Raw genomic sequence first — 18,756 nt, 5'->3', positions numbered from 1 at the left:
TCAGTCATTGAGTAATCCGACAAAAATCTCTTCAAGGGAACTCTCGCGGGTCTGGAGGTCGCGGTATTCGATGCCGAGTTCGCCCAGGGTTCTCAGCAATCGCGCCACGCCGGCCTGTTCGTGCTGGGAATCGAAGGTAAAGATCAGCTCCCAGCCGTCTTCGGACAGTTCCACCGGCTCCAGGGTCAGTTCCCCGGGCACGCGATCCAGCTTGTGCTGGAGTTGGAGGCGCAGTTCCTTTTTGCCAAGCTTCGACATCAGGCTGCTTTTCTCCTCCACCAGGATGATCTCGCCCTGGCGGATCACGCCAATGCGATCCGCCATTTCCTCGGCTTCCTCGATGTAATGGGTGGTGAGGATGATGGTAACGCCGCTTTCCCGAAGCTGCCGGACCAGGTTCCACATATCCCGGCGAAGCTCGACGTCCACGCCGGCGGTGGGTTCGTCGAGGAACAGGATCTGGGGTTCGTGGGACAGGGCCTTGGCAATCATCACGCGGCGCTTCATACCGCCGGACAGGGACATGATGCGGTTGTTGCGCTTGTCCCAAAGCGACAGGGCCTTGAGCACCTTTTCGATGTGGCCGGGGTTGGGCGCCTTGCCAAACAGGCCCCGGCTGAAGGAGACGGCGTCCCAGACGGTCTCGAAGGAATCGGTGTTGAGTTCCTGGGGCACCAGGCCGATGGTTTCGCGGGCTTTCCGGTACTGGGAAACGATGTCGAAGCCGCCGGCGGTGACGTTGCCACTGGTCATGTTGACCAGCCCGCAGATGATGCTGATCAGTGTGGTCTTGCCGGCACCATTCGGGCCCAGGAGGGCAAAGATCTCTCCCGGATGTATTTCAAGATTGATGTCCTTCAGGGCCTGAAACCCATCCCCGTAGGTTTTGTTCAGGTGCCTTACGGATATATCCGACTGCACGGGCGTGTCCTGTGATCAAAGGTTGAAAGAGGAACCGTTCCAAAGATCGGACGGAAGGCGCGGTATTTTCTCATGAGTGGCGACAATTTAGAAACCTTTGCCTTGTCGTCGCGAACCCTCATAATGCGTTTTTCGCTGACCGAGGGTGAACAATGGTACGTGTCATCGCCATCGCGGGATTACTGGTGGCCCTGATCGCTGCGGTGGTATTCGGGCCACGTTATCTGTCCTCCACCGATACGCAGGCACCAGCCGGCGGGTCGGCCGCGGCCTGTGATCTTCAGGCAGGGCCCTGCACCTGGGAAAACGAAGCAGGGCAGTGGGCGGTGGCCATTACGTCCGTCGGCACCGGCGATCAGGGCACCGAATTCCGGTTATCGGTGACCGCGCCAACCCACCCGGGTCGATTCCTGGCGGTGCTGCGTGGCGAATCCATGTACATGGGGGAATACCCGGTGCCCCTGAAACAGGCCGGGGACAACCGCTACACCGCGCAATTTACGGCGCCGTTCTGCACCAGTGGCTCGGAGATGCAGTGGCGGATCGACCTTCAGAGCGGCGAGGATCCGGTAGGGCGGGCACCGGAAAAACTGACCTTCTGGGCGCGGTGACGCGCCGGAAGCGTGATCCGGGTGGTGCTCCCGGTGCCCCGGGTTGGTGTACCATTCGAATCGGTTCAATCAAAGGGAAAGGGTAATGGATTACGGTGACAGTGTTCAGGGTGTACTTCTCAGGAAAATCCGCAAGGCCGAGCAGGATGTGCTGCAGCTGAGGCTGGACTACTGCCGGTTTGTGTTCGGGCTTTCTCACCGCTCCCGGGTGTTGTCCGGCGACCGGGTCTATGAAGTCACCGGGGTCGACGTTGACAGCATGGTGTACACCGACGATGGAAGCCTGTCCCGGCCCGGTATTACCGGTGTGCCCGTGGATGCCGGAGCCAGTACCGAGCCGGTGGATCTGGGTACTGACTGGTCACTGGACGCGTAAGCGATCAAATAAAGGCGTTACTGGTGACCGCGTCGAACAGGCTGGAAGGTGTCGGTACAAAATGGTGTCGCCCCCAGTGTTCCGCGCCTTCCAGACCGCAGCGATAACAGGCCAGGTGCACCACATCTTCCGTCAATGAATGGATCGCGGCCAGGGCGCCGCGCTCACTGACCCCGGCTTTTCGCTGGGCGATCTGGACCACAAGCTGCTTCAGCGCTTCCGAATGTCGCTCGGCGGGTTCGCACAGGGCGTTGGCAGCACCGTAAAGCCAGGCTGCGGCGTAACGCCGTACCGGTTCTGCCGCGACCGGCAGGTACAGCCCCCGTTCCCGACAATCCCGTTCCTGTAATCCGGCCACAATGTGCAGTTGGGTGATCAGTTCCGCCTGGCGAAGCTGGCTGGGACGGCTTGTCGATGTTTTCCGGGCCTGGCGCTGGTAGGGCGCGGATGGGCGGGAATACGGCGAAGCCGTAACCCGGGCCACCGGTGCCGTTGCCGATTCGGAGCGCGTGAGCATCAGCATCCTGAACGCAAGCAGCATCAGGAGGCCAATCAGGCTCGCCTGGGTAATCACGATCAGCCAGTCCGACATACGATTTTCCGATCCGATATTCAGTGGATTTCAGATCGAGTGTAACAGTGTGTAACGTCAAAAGAATGCCGATGACTGTGGGTTTGCGATTTTGGTCGGTGCTACTTGACGAAAATGTGACGGCGCTCTCGGTGCGGCCTAGCAGGTCGGCATGGTTTGGAGGGCGAGCTTGCGGCGAATGTAACGGCCAAGGGTGTCGATGCCGATGTTCAGCAGTGCGGTGATCAGGATCAGCACCAGCGCCCGGTCAAAGTGGATGTTCTGGATGGCGCTGTCGACGTAGAAGCCAAGGGTGTAAATCCCCAGGATGCCCAGGATCGCGGTTTCCCGCATGATGATTTCCCACCGATAGAACAGGAAGGCCAGGAACGAACGGTAGACCCGGGGCGTCAGCTCCCAGGTATAGCGGTTGAAGCCTTTGGGGGCATCCGGGCGCAGGCGGATGCTGTTGGTCTGACGACCAATCAGGTGGCCGATGATGCCCCCGTTGTGCAAGGCCAGGGCAACCACAGCCGGCAGCATGGACGGCCCCCACAACTGGAGCAGAATGTACGCCAGTACGTATTCCGGCGTGGAACGGGCAATCACCAGGAAGACGTGGCCGAAGGTGCGTCGGATGGGCCCGCCGAAATGGTTGGACACCAGGGGGAAGGCCAGCAGGGCCAGAATGCCGGTGGCAACCAGGGCAATCTGGGTGAGGATCACCGTGTTCCAGATCCCCGGCAATGCCGCGTTTACCATCAGATCATTCAGCCAGGGCCCGAGGCCGGCCAGACCCTCGCCATTGCGCAGCGGCGCGGGAACAATGTCCTGGGTGAAGAACCGCGCCACATTGCCCCAGACAATCGGCAGGCCTTCCCCCAGGAAGAACGGTGCCGAGAGCACATAGATGGGCAGCAGTTTCGGGCGTACCCAGATGGGAATGGTGGCGATCAGCACGTAGAACAGGATGAGCATGGCGCCGGCGTCGGAATAGAGCCCCTGGGAAAAGGAGGCTTCCAGGTAGAAGCCCAGGGTCGGCAGGCCCACAAAGCCCAGTATGGCGCTGGAGCGGAGGCCGCATTCGAGCCGGTAGGCGGTGTAGGTGCGGATCTGGTGCCAGCAGTCCGGGATGCGTGCAAACAGGAAAGCCGAGATAACCCCGGTGCCCGGTGGCAGCAGGTTGCGCGGCTCGGGGTCCGCCTCGTCCAGGATTTCGGAGTAGACCTTGGCAAAGATGCCCGCGTAGGGAATGGCGATGGCCAGCACGCCGGTGAGCGGGTGAAACCCGAAGAACTGGAGAAAGATCAGTGCCCAGAACAGTTCGTGGATTGCCCGGATGAAGTTGCAGAAAATCCGCACGGGCAGAAAGCGGTACACCAGCGCCAGCAGGAATCCGGAAGCACTGCCGACGGCCACCCCAACGAACGCAAAGGCCACCGTGCGTAGCAGGGCGGTCATCAGGCCTTCGGAGCTGAAAAAGTTCGGGGTCACCACGCCAAGGAAGAAGTTTCCCAGATCCTGCCAGGGGTTGGAGGACGTGATGGCGATGTCCGAAAACAGCAGACTCACCAGGGCAATGGCGACAAAGATCAGGCTGGTACGAACCGTGGGATAGGAAAACATGGCGTCAGGCCCGACCGTCAGTAAAGCGACATGATGTCGGACGCCACAAGCCGCTCACTGGGTTCGTCGAGAGCGACCATGCCATTCTGAATCCCGATGATCCGGGTGCAGTAGGCGAGCGCCAGTTCCACGTCGTGCATGGCAACGACGCTGGTGGCAAACCGGTCACGAAGCAGTGCCATGACCTGGTGCGCCCTGGGACCGTCCAGGGCGGAAACCGGCTCGTCCGCCAGCAGGAGATCCGATTGCCGGTAGATGGCCCGGGCAATGGCAACTCGCTGGCGTTGCCCGCCGGACAGCGCCGCCGTGGGCGTCCAGAGTTTTTCCGCCATACCAAGCTCACCGAGCAGCTGACTCACCACGGACTGATCGGCGGCGAACGGACGAATCAGTGTCCAGCCGTTATACCACGTGGAGTGCCGGTCGAGTTGTCCCATGAACACATTGTGGAATACGGGCAGGGCGTTCACCAGGCCCAGGTCCTGGGGGACCAGGGAAGCCTGCTGCCCTACCTGTTGGTACAGCAACCGGATCAGTGTGGATTTTCCGGCGCCGCTGCGGCCGACAAGGGCGACCTTGTCGCCCTTGTCAACGCTAAGGGAGAGCGGTCCGAGAACACGCTCTCCTCCGAACGAGGCCGTCAGCCCCGAGACTTCGAATGCAGACATTAATCGAGGATTCCGATCTCTTCTGCGGTTTTGCGGATGGGCTCGTAGGCGTCGTTCGACACCGGGATGAATCCGGAGCGGGGGAAGCTTTCAAGCAGCTTCGGATCCTTCAGGTTCAGCAGCGCCTGCTTCACTTTTTCCTTGAATCCGTCGCCGAAACGGTCGTTAACGTCGCCACGAATGGTCCACTGGTAGTCGGGGAAGGGCGGTGTTTTCCAGATCACGCGAACGGCATCGGTATCGATGTTTCCGTCATCCATTTCCTTTTTCCAGACCTGGAAGTTCAGGGCGCCCACCTGGTAGGTACCCGCTTCCACAAGGCGAAGCGTCCGGGTGTGGTTACCACTGAAACCTACCCGTGAGAATACGTCTTCAGGTGCTTCGCCGAAGGCTTCGCGAATGTGGTATTCGGGCATCAGTCGGCCAGAGGTAGAGCCTTTGGAACCGAAAGTGAAGGTCTTGCCGCGCAGCTCGTCAGCCAGGTCGGCGAGGTTGTCCGCCGGCTCAATGCCTGTGCTGGTGTTGGCGATGAAGTAGGTTTCGAAGGCCTTGTCTTCGACGCCCTGGGCCAGTGCTTCGGAACCCGGTACCAGTTTGCGCGCCTGGACACCGGACAGACCACCGAACCACGCCAGCTGGACCTGGTTGTTGCGGAATGCGGTAATGGCTGCGGCGTAGGACTTGACGGGAATATAGCGGACATCCACGTCCAGCTGTTCAGACAGGTAGTCGGCCACGCCCTGGAAACGCTCAACGAGTTTGGTTTCGTCTTCGTCCGGTATGGCCGTGAACACGAAGGTTTGAGCGGTTGCGACGGATGCGCTGAAGAACAGAAGGCTGGAAACAACCAATTTCCGTATAAAGCTGGTAGCCATAATAAATCCTTGTTGTGGAGGGGATTGCGTGGGCGTCAGGATACCCTGATTTACCCGAACTCTGAACAGCTATACGATTGAGGCTCTTTATTGGCTCAGAAGCCCCTGTTATGAACATCCTGATCATCACACCAGCACTGCGCGGCTCGAGGGCCGGAAATCGAGCGACCGCCGAACGCTGGCAGCGACTGCTCGGGACGGCGGGTCACGATGTGCAGGTGATTACCGAGTACCGCGGTGAGGCCTGCGATCTGCTTATAGCACTGCATGCCTGGCGAAGCCGGGAGGCCATTGCCGACTTCCGTTCAGACTGGCCCAATGTGCCTGTTATTGTGGTGCTGACCGGTACCGATGTCTATCAACACCAGGCCCGCTACCCTGCGGACACGCTGGCCTCGATGGAGGCGGCGACTGTGCTGATCGGACTCCATGACCGGGTGGGACAGGATATCCCCACGCATCTGCGTGGTCGCCTGGTGACGCTTTACCAGTCAGCGGCATTGCCTACCCGGCGGTCAGAGCCGCCATCCGAGGCCTTCCAGGTGTGCGTGATTGGTCATTTGCGGGACGAAAAAGACTCGCTTCGGGCTGCAAGGGCCGCGCGGAAAATGCCGCCGGCATCACGAATTCGGGTGGTTTGTGCCGGAAAGCCGCATAACGAGCAGTGGCAGGCTGCGGTGGCAGCCGAAGTGGCGGAAAACGATCGTTTCCAGTGGGTCGGAGAGCTCGGTGAGGCAGACACGGCCACGTTGCTGACTGGCAGCCATCTGATGGTGATCAGCTCCGTCATGGAAGGCGGGGCGAATGTGGTGTCCGAAGCCTGTCGGGCCGGGGTACCGATTGTTGCCAGTGATATTCCGGGCAACCGGGGTTTGCTGGGTGACGGCTACGAAGGCTATTTCCCGGTCGGCGACGAGGCTGCCCTGGCAAACCTGCTCTGGCGGGCAGAAACCGATCCGGCCTTTCTGGACCGGCTCAGCCAACAGGTGAACCGGCTCGCACCGAGGTTCACGCCGGAGATGGAGCGAAAGAGCCTCGAGCAGGCGCTGGCCATGGCGGTAGAGCGCGGCTCTTCAACTCAGGGAATCAATCCCGAAGGGTAATCGGCTCGATGGGCCCGGTCTCATCCTGCGCGGTGACACGACCGATGACGGCTGTGTGCAAATATCCCAGGGATTTGAGTTCCCGCACACACGCCTCGGCGTCTTCTGCCGTGACACTTGCCAGCAATCCGCCGGCGGTCTGCGGGTCGAAAATCAGCGGATACCTCGGGTGGTTCACCCACTTTTCCTGATCCCGGATACCGCGGCGCAAGCGGACGTTTGCCGGCTGCAATGAACTGAGGATGCCTTCGGCCACGGTTTCTTCCGCACCCGGCAGTATCGGAATCCGGGACAGATCCAGTTCCGCATCCACACCCGATGGACGCGTCATCTCCACCAGGTGTCCCAACAGGCCAAAGCCGGTGACATCCGTGCAGGCCCTGGAGCCAAACCGGCGCAGGCACTCGGCGGCGAGTTTGTTGGAATGCATCATTGAAGCGAGGGCGGCGTCGATCCAGCGTCCCTTGGCGGCCATGCGTGCGTGGGCGGCAAACAGGGTGCCGGTGCCGATGGGCTTGGTCAGGATCAACACGTCACCGGCGCGCAGGCCGCCCTTGCTCATGACCTCTTCGGGATCAATCAGCCCGTTCACCGCAAAGCCCAGGGCGAGTTCCTTGCCTTCACCGGTGTGTCCGCCAACCAGGGCACAGCCGGCTTCGTTCAGGACCTCGACAGCACCCGACATCATCTGGAAGACGGTGTCCTCCACCTTGGATTCGATGCCGTAGGGAACGGTCGCCACGGCGGTGGCGCTCTGCGCCTCGGCGCCCATGGCAAAGACGTCGCCGAGACTGTGGTTGGCCGCGACCTTGCCGAACACGTAGGGATCGTCGATAAACGCCCGGAAGAAATCGACCGTATGCACCACGGCCTTACCGGGCGGAACGGTCAGGACAGCAGCGTCATCCGGCGCATGAAGACCGATCAGGATGTCATCCCGCTCAATGGGTTTGAGTTCACTCAGTGCGCGCGACAGAACCGTGCTGCCCACTTTGGCGCCACAGCCGCCACAGCGCATGGCAACGGCGGAAATCGCCTGGGCGGCTTCCTCTGAACTCTGTGCCGCTGCGGTATCCGGCAGATCGGCGGTGTCCTCCATCGCCGGAAGGTCGCTGAATTTGCGCATGAACCTGCGATCAATCCAGTCTTTCCAGCGCCACACCCAGCGGCCATGGAACTCGGTGTCTCCCCGTGACGCCACCGCGTACTGGTCGCCGGTGCTGATCAGGGCAAGCCACTTCTTCTGCGGGTAGAAATTGCGGGTGGCCTTGCCGGTGGCCAGCCGTTTCAGGTTGTCGGCCAGGGGCGGGCCCTGACGGACCGCGAAAACGCCGGCCTTTTCCCGGGGATGATTCACAACATTGGCAATATCGCCGGCCGCGAAAATATTGTCGTCCGTTTCGCTCTGGAGCGTATCCCGGACCCGGATGAATCGCCCGTCATCCAGCGCCAGTCCGGTGTCCTCCAGCCATTTCGGGCCACCTGCCCGGGTTACCCAGAGCACTTCGTCCGCCTCGAAACGTTGTCCGGATCCGTCGGTCAGAATGCCGGCCTCCACCTTCGAAACGGCGGATCCGAGGTGTACCTGGACGCCTCGCTGGGCAAGCTTCTCCTGGAAAATTGCCCGTACCCGCTCGTTGTGCGTGGGCAGGATTTCGTGGGCGGCGTCGAAAAGGTGAAAATGCAGCTGGTCCGGGTCTTTGCCGCGCTTTTCCAGTTCGTTTCTCAGTCGGAACTGCATGGCCAGGGTCAGCTCGACCCCGCCGGCCCCGGCACCGACCGTCGCAATGGTGAGCGGCCCTTCGTGTCCTTCAATCCGGTTCAGCAGGGACAGCCAGCGCAGGTTGAAGCCGTTGATCGGCTTGACCGGTACCGCATGTGCCTCCGCACCCTCCACATCGCTGACCCGTGGAGACGATCCGATGTTGATCGACAGGATGTCATAGGGAACGTCGGGCCGGTTGCGGCAGTGGATACGCTGACGGTCACGATCGATGCCCATGGCTTCGTCCCGGTAAAACCGGGCGCCGGCGTATTCCGCCAGACGGCTCAGATCGATGTGCACGTCGTCGTAGCTGTAATGGCCCGCTACGTAGCCGGGCAGCATTCCGGAGTAGGGGGTGTGGGTGTCGCGGCAGATAAGGGTCAGGCGCACGCCGGGGACAGGGTTCATGGCGAACCGCTTCAGAACCCCGACGTGACTGTGCCCGCCGCCAACCAGGACAATGTCCCGTAATACAGGCTGGTCAGGCGTTTGCATCAGAGTACTTTCTTGGCCTCGACAGAGAGCTGGTCGTAGCCTTTAAGGCTCTTGAACGCCTTGAGCTTTTCCTTGTCATCCGCGGACGGATTGGCAATCTGCTCAATCGAGGTAATGCCCGCCGCTTTCATTTTCTTGGCGGTGGCCGGACCGATGCCCTTGACCTTCGTGAGGTCGGACTTGTCGACGGGTTTGGCCGCCTTTTTGGCCGTTGAAGCAGGGCGCTTGGGCGCGGTCTTCGGTTTGGCTTTCGGAGCTGCCTTTTTGGCAGCGGTGCTGGCTTCCTTGCTGACTTCGTCGGTCAGTTTCTTGACGTCCGTACCGGCTTCCTTAGCCGCGATACCGAGGCGTTCCAGTATGCTGCTCTGCAATTCGTGGAATTCGTTCAGGCGACGCTCGAATTCTTCGTTGAAGCGCTGCATTTCCCGCTCACGGAGATCGTTCACTTCCTTGAGCAGCTTGCGAACCGGCTCCTCGATCTGGGACTGAAGGCTGTCGAACTGTTTGAGGGCATCGTTCACCAGTCCTTCGATCTGGGAGGATGTCTTCTCGAATTCCTTGTTAACCTTCTTGACGATCTTGTCGACGCTCGGTTTGGCTTTCTTCGCCATGAAATTTCTCCTTGGGAATGATTGAAACGGGCAGAGCGGTCAGGCCATTTGCCGGAACCCCGACAGGGGGCCTGATGACGAAACGCGGCGGGATTTGAGTGTCAGCTTGCGTGACAGCACCTCCCGGATTCTTGCGAGCTTATCCTGCAACGGAGATCCGTCTTCAAATTCCTGAAAATCAATGGAATAGAAGAAATTGCTACAGTGCTTTCTACGTTCAGTAACCAGCGCGGGAATGCCATCCGCACGAATCTTGTCGAACGGCATATCCATCACAAGATCCAGCACCAGGTTGTCACCCGGCTTGAAAACCTTGTCGGTTTTCAGCACGCAACCATAACTGTCCAGTTCAAACAGCGAGGCCTCCACGGTCTCCCTGCGAAACAGTCCGCGCTTGATCCGAAAGCGGGCGGTAAGGTCCGGTAGTGCTTCGTTCATGAATTCTGATCTCTGGTGATTTCCGTATCCACTGCGATCCGCCTGATGGACAGACGGATTGGACATTGGTTAAACAATAGACGCTGATCCGGGCAATGGCAATCCAGTCAGTTATCTACGGTATAGGGCTAACACGGTTCATCAATAGTGCAAGCGGGCCAATTGATTTACCGCGTTTGTTTCAGTCCGACATGGTACATGTCCACGCGGCGATCCTTCAGGTTGTTGACCGAACCCTCGTTCCGAACCAGCTTGAGCTTCTCCAGGTCCATATCGGAGAACATGATCATCTCCGTGTTGGGTGTGGTTTCGGCCATCACGGCATCGTGCGGGAAGGCAAAGTCCGACGGGGAGAATACCGATGACTGGGCATACTGAACGTCCAGGTTCTCCACTTTCGGGAGGTTACCCACGCTGCCGGTGATCACCACATAGCACTCGTTTTCGATCGCCCGGGCCTGCGCACAGTGGCGTACCCGCAGGTAACCGTTCTTGGTGTCGGTCCAGAAGGGAACGCAGATGATATCGACGTCCTGCTCGGCGGCGATCCGGCCCAGCTCCGGAAACTCGATGTCGTAACAGATCAGGATGGCCACCCGACCGGCGTCGGTATCGAACACCTCGAAATGATTGCCGCCCTCGATCACCCAGTCCCGGCGTTCGTGGGGGGTGATGTGGATCTTGCGCTGCTCATCCACACGCCCATCCCGATGGCACAGGTAGGACACGTTGAACAGGCGATCGTTTTCCAGCAACGGCATGGAGCCGGTGATGATGTTGATGTTGTAGCTGACCGCCATCTCGGACATCTGATCCCGGAACTGCTCGGTAAAGCCCGCCAGGAAGCGGATGGCCCTGGTCTGGTCCATCTGGTCGGTCAGGCCCATCAGGGGTGCGTTGAAAAATTCCGGGAAGAGGGCGAAGTCACTCTTGTAGTCGGACAGGGCGTCAACAAAGTACTCCACTTGCTCGAGCACCTCTTCGACGGACGAGAATTCCCGCATCTGCCACTGCACGGCGCCCATACGTACCTGGGTCTTGCGCACGCTGAGAACCGGCGAGGGCGGGGTATACAAAATGTTCCGCCATTCCAGCAGGGTGGCGTAGCCCATGGATTTCTCGTCTTCCGGCAGATACTTGTGCATCAACCGGGTCACCTGGAAATCGTTGGACAGCTGGAAGGTCAGGATCGGATCGTAGATCTCTTTCCGGTCCACACGCTGAATGTATTCGGCTGGCGAGTACTGATCCTTGTACTTGTGGTAACTGGGAATGCGCCCGCCGGCGAGGATCGCCCGCAGGTTCATGGAACGGCACAGTTCCTTACGGGCTTCGTAAAGCCGGCGACCGAGCCGGTAGCCCCGGTAATCCGGATGAATGAACACGTCCAGACCGTACAGCGAGTCGCCGTTGGCGTTGTGCCAGATCTTTTCGTTCCGCAGGATCAGGTCGTCATAGGTGTGCGGGTTGCTGAACCGCTCGTACTTCACGCACACCGTCAGCGCGACCGCAACGAGATGGCCGTTGTCCTCTATGCAGATCTGCCCGTCCGGGAACTGCTCGACCAGCGCCTTGATGGTCTCCTTGGGCCAGGCTCCGCCGATGTCGTCGTAGACCCGGTCCATCAGCTCCTGGAGCTGACCATAATCGTCCAGTGTGAGATTGCGGAGATTGAGATGCAGTTCTTCAGGGGGCATTCGGTGCAGCTCCAGTCGAAGATAGTGGATTGCTCGGAGTCCGGATTTGTGCGTTTTCCGAAAAGTTTAACAGATGGTGCTCAAGAGTTCGCAGTCCGGGCCGAAACATGAATTAACGGATATCAAGTTTGTACCACGTTACGCATTTCTGGAAACGATATCTTCCCCGCGTTTTGGCTGAACGAGGATCTACCTGTGAACCTGTCATTTGGTCAGAAACTTCTGATTGCTTTTGGCATTCTGTTGCTCCTGGCGATGGGGGCTTTCACCCTGTCGGGCGATTACCGGCTCAGGAACACCACCGACACTTACGTTACTGCACTTGTGGACGATACGGTGAACCAGAGTACGTCCAGTATCGCGCAATGGCTCAATACCCGACTGGGAATGACGGAAGCGACCGCCAAAGCCCTTGAGGGCGTCGAATCCGATCCGGCGGCCAGAAACATCCTCATGGCCATCACCCGCAGTGGCGGTTTCAAGGATGTGTACGTTGGCAGGGCGGATGGCTACATGCTGATGAAGACGGAGAAAGACAACGCCACACTGCCGGCTGACTACGATCCCCGTAAACGCCCCTGGTATAAAAAGGGTGTTGAACTGGGGCAGGCGTCGTTCACTGCACCCTACCGGGATGCCAGTTCCGGTGAGACCATTATTTCCACCATGGCACCGGTGGCCAGCGGGAGTTATAAAGGCGTGGTGGGTGCTGACATCACGTTGGGTGCCATCGAGAAGACGCTGTCCACAGTCACACTGGCGAACACCGGCTATGCGGCCCTGATCAGCAAGGATGGCACGGTGCTTTTCCATCCGGATCAGGAACTGATTGGCAAGAATATCAGTGCCCTGATAGGCAGTGAACCGAAGCTGGACGGCAGTGCCATCGATTATAAGACGGATGAAGCCGATTGGGAGGTCAGTTTCCACCCGATTGCCGATGCCCGCGGTGTCGACTGGTATCTGGGCACCTTCGTGAACCGGGACAAGATTCAGGCACCGGTAAGAAACGCCCGAGTCACCGGGTTGATCATGGCAGCGATTGGCCTGCTGATTGCGTTGGTGATTCTGCATCTGGGTATCAAGGCCCTGATGGCGCCGGTGCGCCGGCTGAACCAGGCAATGGCTGACATCAGTTCCGGCGACGCCGATCTGACCCAGCGGCTGGATGACAGCAGCCACGACGAGTTTGGAGAGCTGGCGCGCAGTTTCAATCGGTTCGTGGAGAACATCCGGAACGTGGTGCGGGATGTTCAGCAGGGCAGCGAGGAGCTGGCCAGCAACGTCGTGTCCTTGAAGACGACCGCAGGGGCCAGTCGCAACAGTGTTGAGCAGCAGCAGTCGGAGATCGACATGGTGGCGACGGCCATCAACGAGATGTCGGCTGCGGCCAACGAGATTGCCCAGAATGCCCAGCAAACGGCCGACGCGGCCAACACCGCCGACGAAGACAGCCGGGCCTCGCTGGAGACTGTGGCAGCATCACGGGATGCGGTGCAGAAACTGGCGACGGAAGTGAATGCGGCTGCCGAAGTAATCGATACGCTGGGACGGGATGTAACCTCCATCACCTCGGTTCTGGAAGTGATTCAGGGTATCGCGGAGCAGACCAATTTGCTGGCGCTCAATGCTGCCATCGAGGCCGCACGGGCGGGAGAGGCCGGCCGCGGTTTTGCGGTGGTTGCCGACGAAGTCCGAAACCTGGCGCAACGGACCCAGAGCAGTACCGAGGAAATCAACAACATGATCGAGCGTCTGCAGAAAGGCGCAAACGACGCTGTCGACGTGATGAAAGCGTCCACGGCCGTATCGAACGTCAGTATGGAGAAGGCCCAGGATGCGATGGAGGCACTCAACCGGATTGCCGAAGCGATCACCTCCATCAGCCAGATGACGTCGCAGATTGCCACCGCCTCGGAGGAGCAGACCTCAGTGACCGAAGAGCTGAATGCCTCCATTAACCGGATTGCGGATCAGGGTCAGGAAGCCGCCGCCGCGGCCAGTGAGAATGACGTCTACAGTGGACACATCGAAACCATTGGCCACAGCCTGCAGCAGAACGTCTCCAGATTCCGGGTCTGACCTGGCTAGTGGCTGGAAAGGAAGTCCAGCCGCCGCTTGAGGTTCCGGAACGTTTTCCGCCCGATGAGCCGGGATTCCTCCGTCAGGTCGGGGTTCTGCAGCCGTATCACAGTGCGTTGGCGCAGGCGCAGGGCTTCGACCGCCGTACCGTAGTAAGTCGCCAGGTAGTTGCCAAAACTGCCATCCTCGATGGCGCGTTCCAGGCCAAGTTGAAGGCGCTGGGCGATTTCGTGCTGTCTCGGGCCAACAAACAGGTAGGACGGCATGGGGTAGGCGAGCAGGAGGTTGGGCTCCACCACCAGGTTGGGATCCCTCTCAATACCCAGGTCGTAGAGCACTTCACTGACGCCACGGGCGAAGCAGTCGAACCGGTCGTTGCGGAGCATCCCGAACAGGATTTCATAGCGCGAGTGGGTGACTACGGAGATTCCGTTTCCCCTGAGGATCTGCGTATCCGGCCAGTGTGCGCCCTGGCCAATCCGGATGTTTCTTTTCCTGATATCGTCGAGAGTGCGTATACCCTGAAACAGTGGCAGTTTGTCCGGTGTTACCACGCATACACGAAGCCCCAGAAGTCCGCCATCTATGGGAATCGGGATCGCAGTGAGCTGCGTTTCGCGTTCCTGCGATGTGGCCACATTCACGATGTCGACAAGCCTTGTATGATCGTCAGCGAGCTCCCGAAGTGCCCGCCCCTGGCTGAGTTCCTCGCTGCGAATCAGGCGAAACGGGCCATATTCCGGGGTCTTTTTCAGAGCCAGGGTGACCAGGGCGCGGATGGCAGAACTGTCGTAGTTTCGATACCACAGGACGTAGCCGTGGGTTTCAGGCGCCACGTACCGGCTCGGATCAGCTGACCCCGCTGCGGGCCAGCCAACAAGAGCCCAGCAGGACAGCAGGGCGAGAATGCGGGTGCACGACACCAACGAGTTCCTTCTCTCAATGTTGATCAACTGAGTCTACTGTAGACCAACCTGCCTGGGAAAAACCGGACGGTATCTAAAAAACTGTAAAAGATGCTTGCCGGTGACCGGGGAGATTGCAATCATCGCCAACACCGATAGGGACAGGACACAAACACATGGCACTGATCGATAACATTGTTGGCGCGACCGGGCAGTGGGTTGCGTCCGCGGATCCCCGGGCAACACTGGCCCATCCGCTGGCCTGGCTGAAGAAAACCAGTGGCTATGCGGCGGTCAATCGACTGGTGGGATTATCCATTCCGTTCGCACCCCGCAATGGCTTCCGGGTCGAGGAAGTCCGGCCGGGCTATGTGCGGGCCAGTATCCGATTGAAAGGCAACAAGAACCACTTTGGAAGCCTGTACGCAGGCGCGTATTTCCTGGTGGCGGAAATCCCGGGCGGTGTGCTCACGCTGTTTGACCTGGGGCCGTCTTACACGCCAATTCTCAAGGAAATGACGCTGCAGTTCCTCCAGCCGGCCAATTCCGATGTCACGGTAGAATTTTCGCTCAGTCCCGAGCAGGTGGCCTCGATCCAGCACGATGCGGATACGACCGGGCGCGCGAAATTTACCCTCGAGGGCGTGCTGACAGACAAGGCCGGCGAGCAGGTGGCCACCTCCATTGCCCACTACCGCGTCCGCAAGAAGGGGTTCTCAGGGGAAAAGCCCGCCTAGAGACTGGCGGCTTCGGCGAGGGCTTGCAGAAAGGTCTCACCGTACTTTTCCAGCTTCGCCGCGCCGACGCCGGTTATCTCTCCCAGCTCCTCCCGGGTGCGGGGGAGCCGTTTGAGCATTTCATACAGTGTCGCGTCGTGGAAGATCACATAGGGCGGCACACCCTGCTGATCCGCCAGGGCTTTCCGGCAGGCGCGCAGATGGTCCCAGGCCGCCTGGTTGATATCATCGCCAATCACAGGCCGTGTCCGGCTGCCTCCGGCCTTCCGGCCGGAACTCCGACGTGCCACCGGGTCCTTGCGAAGCAGGATACTGTTCTCGCCCTTCAACAGGGGGCGACAGCGTTCGGTCAGTTGAAGCGAGCCGAAACCGTCCGGGTCAGCCCGGAGATACCCGTTCGCCACCAGCTGCCGGAATACCGATTTCCATTCGTTGGCCGTTAGTTCCGTCCCGATGCCGTAGGTGGAAACGGCATGGTGACCGGCCTGACGAATTCGTTCGTTTTCGGCACCACGCAGGACGTCGATCAGGTAGGTCACACCGTACCGCTGCCCGGTCCGGAAGACGCAGGACAGCGCTTTCTGGACTGCCACCGTTCCGTCCCAGGTCTCTGGGGGATTCAGGCAGGTATCGCAGTTGCCGCAAGGTGCTTCGAGGGTATCGCCGAAATATTCCAGCAGTACCTGCCTTCGACAACCGGTGACCTCGCACAGGCCGAGCATGGCATCGAGTTTCTGGCGTTCGACGCGTTTGAAATGGTCGCTTCCCTGGGAGCCCTCGAGCATCTGCCGGAGCTTGATGACATCCTGCAGGCCGTACACCATCCAGGCAGTGGACGGGTTGCCATCCCGGCCGGCCCGACCGGTCTCCTGATAATAGGCTTCGAGGCTTTTGGGGAGATCCAGGTGGGCAACGAAACGCACATCCGGTTTATCGATACCCATTCCGAATGCGATGGTGGCGACGATGATAACGCCATCCTCGCGAAGGAAACGTTCCTGGTGTTCCGCCCGTTGTGCCGGGTCCAGTCCGGCGTGATAGGGGAGCGCCGTCAGGCCATTCTGGCCGAGCATCCGCGCGGTTGCTTCCACTTTGTTTCTCGACAGGCAATAGACAATCCCGCAGTCGCCATCGTGCTCGGTTTTGATGAAATCGAGCAGTTGCTTGTTGGCGTTGGTCTTCGGAGCAATCCGGTACTGGATATTGGGGCGGTCGAAGCCGCTCACGAAGTGCCGCGCGTTGTTGAGCGACAGCCGGTCGGCAATTTCAGCCCGGGTCCGTTCATCGGCGGTTGCTGTCAGCGCAATCCGGGGTACATTCGGAAAGGCCTCGGCCAGCATGGAGAGCTGGAGATAGTCCGATCGGAAATCGTGGCCCCACTGGGAGACGCAATGGGCTTCATCGATGGCAAACAGGGCTATGGGCGCGCCGTGCAATAAATCGAGTGTCCGGGGCTGGATCAGTCGCTCGGGGGCGCAATACAGCAAGTCGAGTTCGCCGGTTGTCAGGGCGTATTCGGTGCTCCGGGCCTGCTCGAAGTCCATGGTGGAATTGAGAAAAGCCGCGCGGACACCCAGTTCCTTGAGGGCTGCTACCTGATCCTGCATCAGCGCGATCAGTGGAGAAATGACGATGGCGGTACCGGGCCGGACCAGCGCCGGCACCTGATAGCAGAGCGATTTCCCGCCGCCGGTAGGCATCAGGACAAGGGCATCGCCCCCGTTGATGACTTCCTCGACGATCTCTCCCTGCAGTGGCCGGAATGATTCATAGCCGAACACCTCCTGCAGAACCTGTTGAGGCGACGTCCTGGCCAGGGTGGGGCGTTCTTTGGCAAGCTGTTCGAAGTCCTGATCAGGGTACATGGCTAACCGAGCATCGTTTCCAGGGAGAGAGGGGAATTCTTTGTCGGGAGGCGGCATCCCGAACGCGTGGCGCATGATATCAGAATAGACGCGCCGATTGGTCAACCCGGCTTTCGGGTGAGGCAAATCCGCGGGATAAACGCTACAATAGCGCGGCTTTAGCAACGCGGTGATGTTTGATTCATAATCCGGGGGCACTCCCCGCAACAGCCACAATAACAGGGTTTCAATGCAGGAATTTGATGCCATCCGTCCGTATTCGGACGAAGAAACGGCTCCGGCGATTCATCGTCTGGTCAATGACCGGGAATTTCTGGACATGGTCGGCCGCTTCAAATCACCCACGCTTTCTCGCTGGACACCGGCAATGCTCCGGGTGTTTGTCCGCCATTGGTTGATTCGCCAGTTCGGCCAGTTCACCCGTGTTGATGATCTCCAGGCGAAGCTGTCGACATACGTCGGCGAGCTGGTTGAAGGCACCACGACCAGGGTCACTCACAGCGGTCTGGATCGTCTGGACAAGAGGGGCGCCTACCTGTTCATCTCGAACCACCGGGACATCGTTTTCGATCCGATGGTGGTCAATTACCTGCTTTTCCAGAACGGTTTCCACACCACGCGTATTGCGATTGGCGACAACCTCCTGCAGAACCGGGTGTTCGCGGAGATGATGCGGCTGAACAAAAGCTTCGTGGTCCGGCGGAATATAACCAGCCCCCGCGAGATGCGGGATGCCTATCTCACGCTGTCGGGTTTTATCAACCACAGCATCGATACCAATCACAGTATCTGGATTGCCCAGCGTGAGGGGCGGGCGAAGGACGGCATCGACCGGACGGATCCGGCGATCATCAAGATGTTCTACATGAGCCGGAAGAAAAGCGGGCTGGGTTTCGACGAGGCGATGAACCGGCTGCATATTGTGCCGGTGGCGATTTCCTACGAATACGATCCCTGTGATGTGGACAAGGCCCGGGAGCTCGAAACCCGTGCCCGGACAGGCACCTACACCAAGACCGAAGGTGAGGACAGTGAGCAGATCGTCCGGGGCCTCACCGGGTTCAAGGGGCATGTGCACGTGCACTTCGGCGCGCCGATCCAGGACGCTCCGGACAATCCCAAGGCCATGTCCGCATTGATTGATCGCGAAATGCACGCGAATTACCACCTGCATGCGTCCAATCTTGTTGCTTACCAGCAGCGCGGCCTGCATCCCGGGGCGCATGACACGCCGGAGGCAGTGACCGACGCGGTGGTGACCGCAGACACCTGGTCACCGGCGGATATCGCGGCGGCAGAGGCCGAAATGGAACGCCGGCTCGAAGCCTGTGACCCGGCGATTCGGCCCTATCTACTGGATATGTATGCCAATCCGGTCGTTACCTCGCTGGAGGCTAACGAGGGCTGACT

The 18,756-nt window shown here is 59.7% G+C and carries 17 protein-coding genes; 6 read left to right on the top strand and 11 right to left on the bottom strand.

Annotated elements, in window-relative coordinates; all coding sequences use genetic code 11:
- Entirely contained in the window at nt 1-921 is a 921-nt protein-coding gene (locus MLD04_RS10300) for an ABC transporter ATP-binding protein (RefSeq protein ID WP_248157839.1), read from the bottom strand.
- A gap of 152 nt (nt 922-1,073) precedes the next feature.
- On the opposite strand from MLD04_RS10300, the gene MLD04_RS10295 reads away from it, so the two are divergent.
- A complete protein-coding gene (locus MLD04_RS10295) occupies nt 1,074-1,532 on the top strand; it encodes a hypothetical protein (protein ID WP_248157837.1) in 459 nt (152 codons plus the stop codon).
- An 85-nt stretch (nt 1,533-1,617) separates the two neighbouring features.
- A complete protein-coding gene (locus MLD04_RS10290; RefSeq protein ID WP_248157835.1) occupies nt 1,618-1,908 on the top strand; it encodes a hypothetical protein in 291 nt (96 codons plus the stop codon).
- A 4-nt stretch (nt 1,909-1,912) separates the two neighbouring features.
- Here the strand turns inward: MLD04_RS10290 and MLD04_RS10285 are convergent, their stop codons facing one another.
- From MLD04_RS10285 to MLD04_RS10270, 4 genes are all read right to left on the bottom strand, one after another.
- The gene (locus tag MLD04_RS10285; RefSeq protein WP_248157833.1) at nt 1,913-2,500 is read right to left on the bottom strand and encodes a hypothetical protein; all 588 of its coding nucleotides are present in this window, start codon (nt 2,498-2,500) and stop codon (nt 1,913-1,915) included.
- 138 nt (nt 2,501-2,638) lie between these two features.
- A complete protein-coding gene (locus MLD04_RS10280; protein ID WP_248157831.1) occupies nt 2,639-4,105 on the bottom strand; it encodes a PhnE/PtxC family ABC transporter permease in 1,467 nt (488 codons plus the stop codon).
- Between the two features lie 17 nt (nt 4,106-4,122).
- On the bottom strand, nt 4,123-4,773 hold the full coding sequence (locus MLD04_RS10275; protein WP_248157829.1) for a phosphonate ABC transporter ATP-binding protein: 651 nt from the start codon (nt 4,771-4,773) through the stop codon (nt 4,123-4,125).
- Nucleotides 4,773-5,648: a putative selenate ABC transporter substrate-binding protein gene (locus MLD04_RS10270; protein ID WP_248157827.1), complete on the bottom strand. Its 876-nt coding sequence runs from the start codon at nt 5,646-5,648 to the stop codon at nt 4,773-4,775. Before MLD04_RS10270 ends, MLD04_RS10275 begins: the two co-directional genes overlap by 1 nt.
- Nucleotides 5,649-5,758: 110 nt before the next feature.
- Between MLD04_RS10270 and senB the strand changes: the two genes are divergently transcribed.
- Nucleotides 5,759-6,751 carry a selenoneine biosynthesis selenosugar synthase SenB gene (senB, locus tag MLD04_RS10265; protein WP_248157825.1) on the top strand — a complete coding sequence of 331 codons (993 nt, stop codon included), beginning with the start codon at nt 5,759-5,761 and terminating at the stop codon, nt 6,749-6,751.
- Here the strand turns inward: senB and selD are convergent.
- The 4 genes from selD to MLD04_RS10245 form a co-directional block, all read right to left on the bottom strand.
- The gene (gene selD / locus MLD04_RS10260; protein WP_248157823.1) at nt 6,735-9,011 is read right to left on the bottom strand and encodes a selenide, water dikinase SelD; all 2,277 of its coding nucleotides are present in this window, start codon (nt 9,009-9,011) and stop codon (nt 6,735-6,737) included. The two genes, senB and selD, sit on opposite strands and share 17 nt — an antisense overlap.
- Nucleotides 9,011-9,622: a helix-hairpin-helix domain-containing protein gene (locus MLD04_RS10255; protein WP_248157818.1), complete on the bottom strand. Its 612-nt coding sequence runs from the start codon at nt 9,620-9,622 to the stop codon at nt 9,011-9,013. The genes selD and MLD04_RS10255 overlap by 1 nt, the downstream gene beginning before the upstream one ends.
- 39 nt (nt 9,623-9,661) lie before the next feature.
- On the bottom strand, nt 9,662-10,060 hold the full coding sequence (locus MLD04_RS10250; RefSeq protein WP_248157817.1) for a hypothetical protein: 399 nt from the start codon (nt 10,058-10,060) through the stop codon (nt 9,662-9,664).
- A 167-nt stretch (nt 10,061-10,227) separates the two neighbouring features.
- A complete protein-coding gene (locus MLD04_RS10245; protein WP_248157816.1) occupies nt 10,228-11,757 on the bottom strand; it encodes a bifunctional GNAT family N-acetyltransferase/carbon-nitrogen hydrolase family protein in 1,530 nt (509 codons plus the stop codon).
- 195 nt (nt 11,758-11,952) lie between these two features.
- Between MLD04_RS10245 and MLD04_RS10240 the strand changes: the two genes are divergently transcribed.
- The gene (locus MLD04_RS10240) at nt 11,953-13,839 is read left to right on the top strand and encodes a methyl-accepting chemotaxis protein (RefSeq protein WP_248157815.1); all 1,887 of its coding nucleotides are present in this window, start codon (nt 11,953-11,955) and stop codon (nt 13,837-13,839) included.
- A gap of 5 nt (nt 13,840-13,844) precedes the next feature.
- Here MLD04_RS10240 and MLD04_RS10235 read toward each other — a convergent pair whose 3' ends face one another.
- Nucleotides 13,845-14,762, bottom strand: coding sequence for a hypothetical protein (locus tag MLD04_RS10235; protein WP_248157814.1), 918 nt, complete (start codon nt 14,760-14,762; stop codon nt 13,845-13,847).
- A 158-nt stretch (nt 14,763-14,920) separates the two neighbouring features.
- Here MLD04_RS10235 and MLD04_RS10230 point away from each other — a divergent pair, with 158 nt between their 5' ends.
- Nucleotides 14,921-15,481 carry a YiiD C-terminal domain-containing protein gene (locus tag MLD04_RS10230; protein ID WP_248157813.1) on the top strand — a complete coding sequence of 187 codons (561 nt, stop codon included), beginning with the start codon at nt 14,921-14,923 and terminating at the stop codon, nt 15,479-15,481.
- On the opposite strand, the gene recQ is transcribed toward MLD04_RS10230, so the two are convergent.
- A complete protein-coding gene (gene recQ, locus MLD04_RS10225) occupies nt 15,478-17,346 on the bottom strand; it encodes a DNA helicase RecQ (protein ID WP_248157811.1) in 1,869 nt (622 codons plus the stop codon). The two genes, MLD04_RS10230 and recQ, sit on opposite strands and share 4 nt — an antisense overlap.
- Nucleotides 17,347-17,575: 229 nt before the next feature.
- Here recQ and MLD04_RS10220 point away from each other — a divergent pair, with 229 nt between their 5' ends.
- The gene (locus MLD04_RS10220; protein ID WP_248157809.1) at nt 17,576-18,754 is read left to right on the top strand and encodes a lysophospholipid acyltransferase family protein; all 1,179 of its coding nucleotides are present in this window, start codon (nt 17,576-17,578) and stop codon (nt 18,752-18,754) included.
- The last annotated feature ends 2 nt before the right edge of the window (nt 18,755-18,756 follow it).

Origin of the sequence: Marinobacter koreensis, from assembly GCF_023156285.1 — a bacterium.
Taxonomy (GTDB): Bacteria; Pseudomonadota; Gammaproteobacteria; order Pseudomonadales; family Oleiphilaceae; genus Marinobacter; species Marinobacter koreensis.
Note: the sequence above shows the minus strand (reverse complement) of the source record. Positions and strands in the feature narration are given on the sequence as shown.

Coding starts and splice junctions, on each gene's coding strand:
- recQ (WP_248157811.1), bottom strand. CDS start 17,346: ATGTACCCTGATCAGGACTTCGAACAGCTTGCCAAAGAACGCCCCACC.
- selD (WP_248157823.1), bottom strand. CDS start 9,011: ATGCAAACGCCTGACCAGCCTGTATTACGGGACATTGTCCTGGTTGGC.
- MLD04_RS10280 (WP_248157831.1), bottom strand. CDS start 4,105: ATGTTTTCCTATCCCACGGTTCGTACCAGCCTGATCTTTGTCGCCATT.
- MLD04_RS10220 (WP_248157809.1), top strand. CDS start 17,576: ATGCAGGAATTTGATGCCATCCGTCCGTATTCGGACGAAGAAACGGCT.
- MLD04_RS10230 (WP_248157813.1), top strand. CDS start 14,921: ATGGCACTGATCGATAACATTGTTGGCGCGACCGGGCAGTGGGTTGCG.
- MLD04_RS10250 (WP_248157817.1), bottom strand. CDS start 10,060: ATGAACGAAGCACTACCGGACCTTACCGCCCGCTTTCGGATCAAGCGC.
- MLD04_RS10255 (WP_248157818.1), bottom strand. CDS start 9,622: ATGGCGAAGAAAGCCAAACCGAGCGTCGACAAGATCGTCAAGAAGGTT.
- MLD04_RS10270 (WP_248157827.1), bottom strand. CDS start 5,648: ATGGCTACCAGCTTTATACGGAAATTGGTTGTTTCCAGCCTTCTGTTC.
- MLD04_RS10290 (WP_248157835.1), top strand. CDS start 1,618: ATGGATTACGGTGACAGTGTTCAGGGTGTACTTCTCAGGAAAATCCGC.
- MLD04_RS10275 (WP_248157829.1), bottom strand. CDS start 4,773: ATGTCTGCATTCGAAGTCTCGGGGCTGACGGCCTCGTTCGGAGGAGAG.
- senB (WP_248157825.1), top strand. CDS start 5,759: ATGAACATCCTGATCATCACACCAGCACTGCGCGGCTCGAGGGCCGGA.
- MLD04_RS10295 (WP_248157837.1), top strand. CDS start 1,074: ATGGTACGTGTCATCGCCATCGCGGGATTACTGGTGGCCCTGATCGCT.
- MLD04_RS10285 (WP_248157833.1), bottom strand. CDS start 2,500: ATGTCGGACTGGCTGATCGTGATTACCCAGGCGAGCCTGATTGGCCTC.
- MLD04_RS10245 (WP_248157816.1), bottom strand. CDS start 11,757: ATGCCCCCTGAAGAACTGCATCTCAATCTCCGCAATCTCACACTGGAC.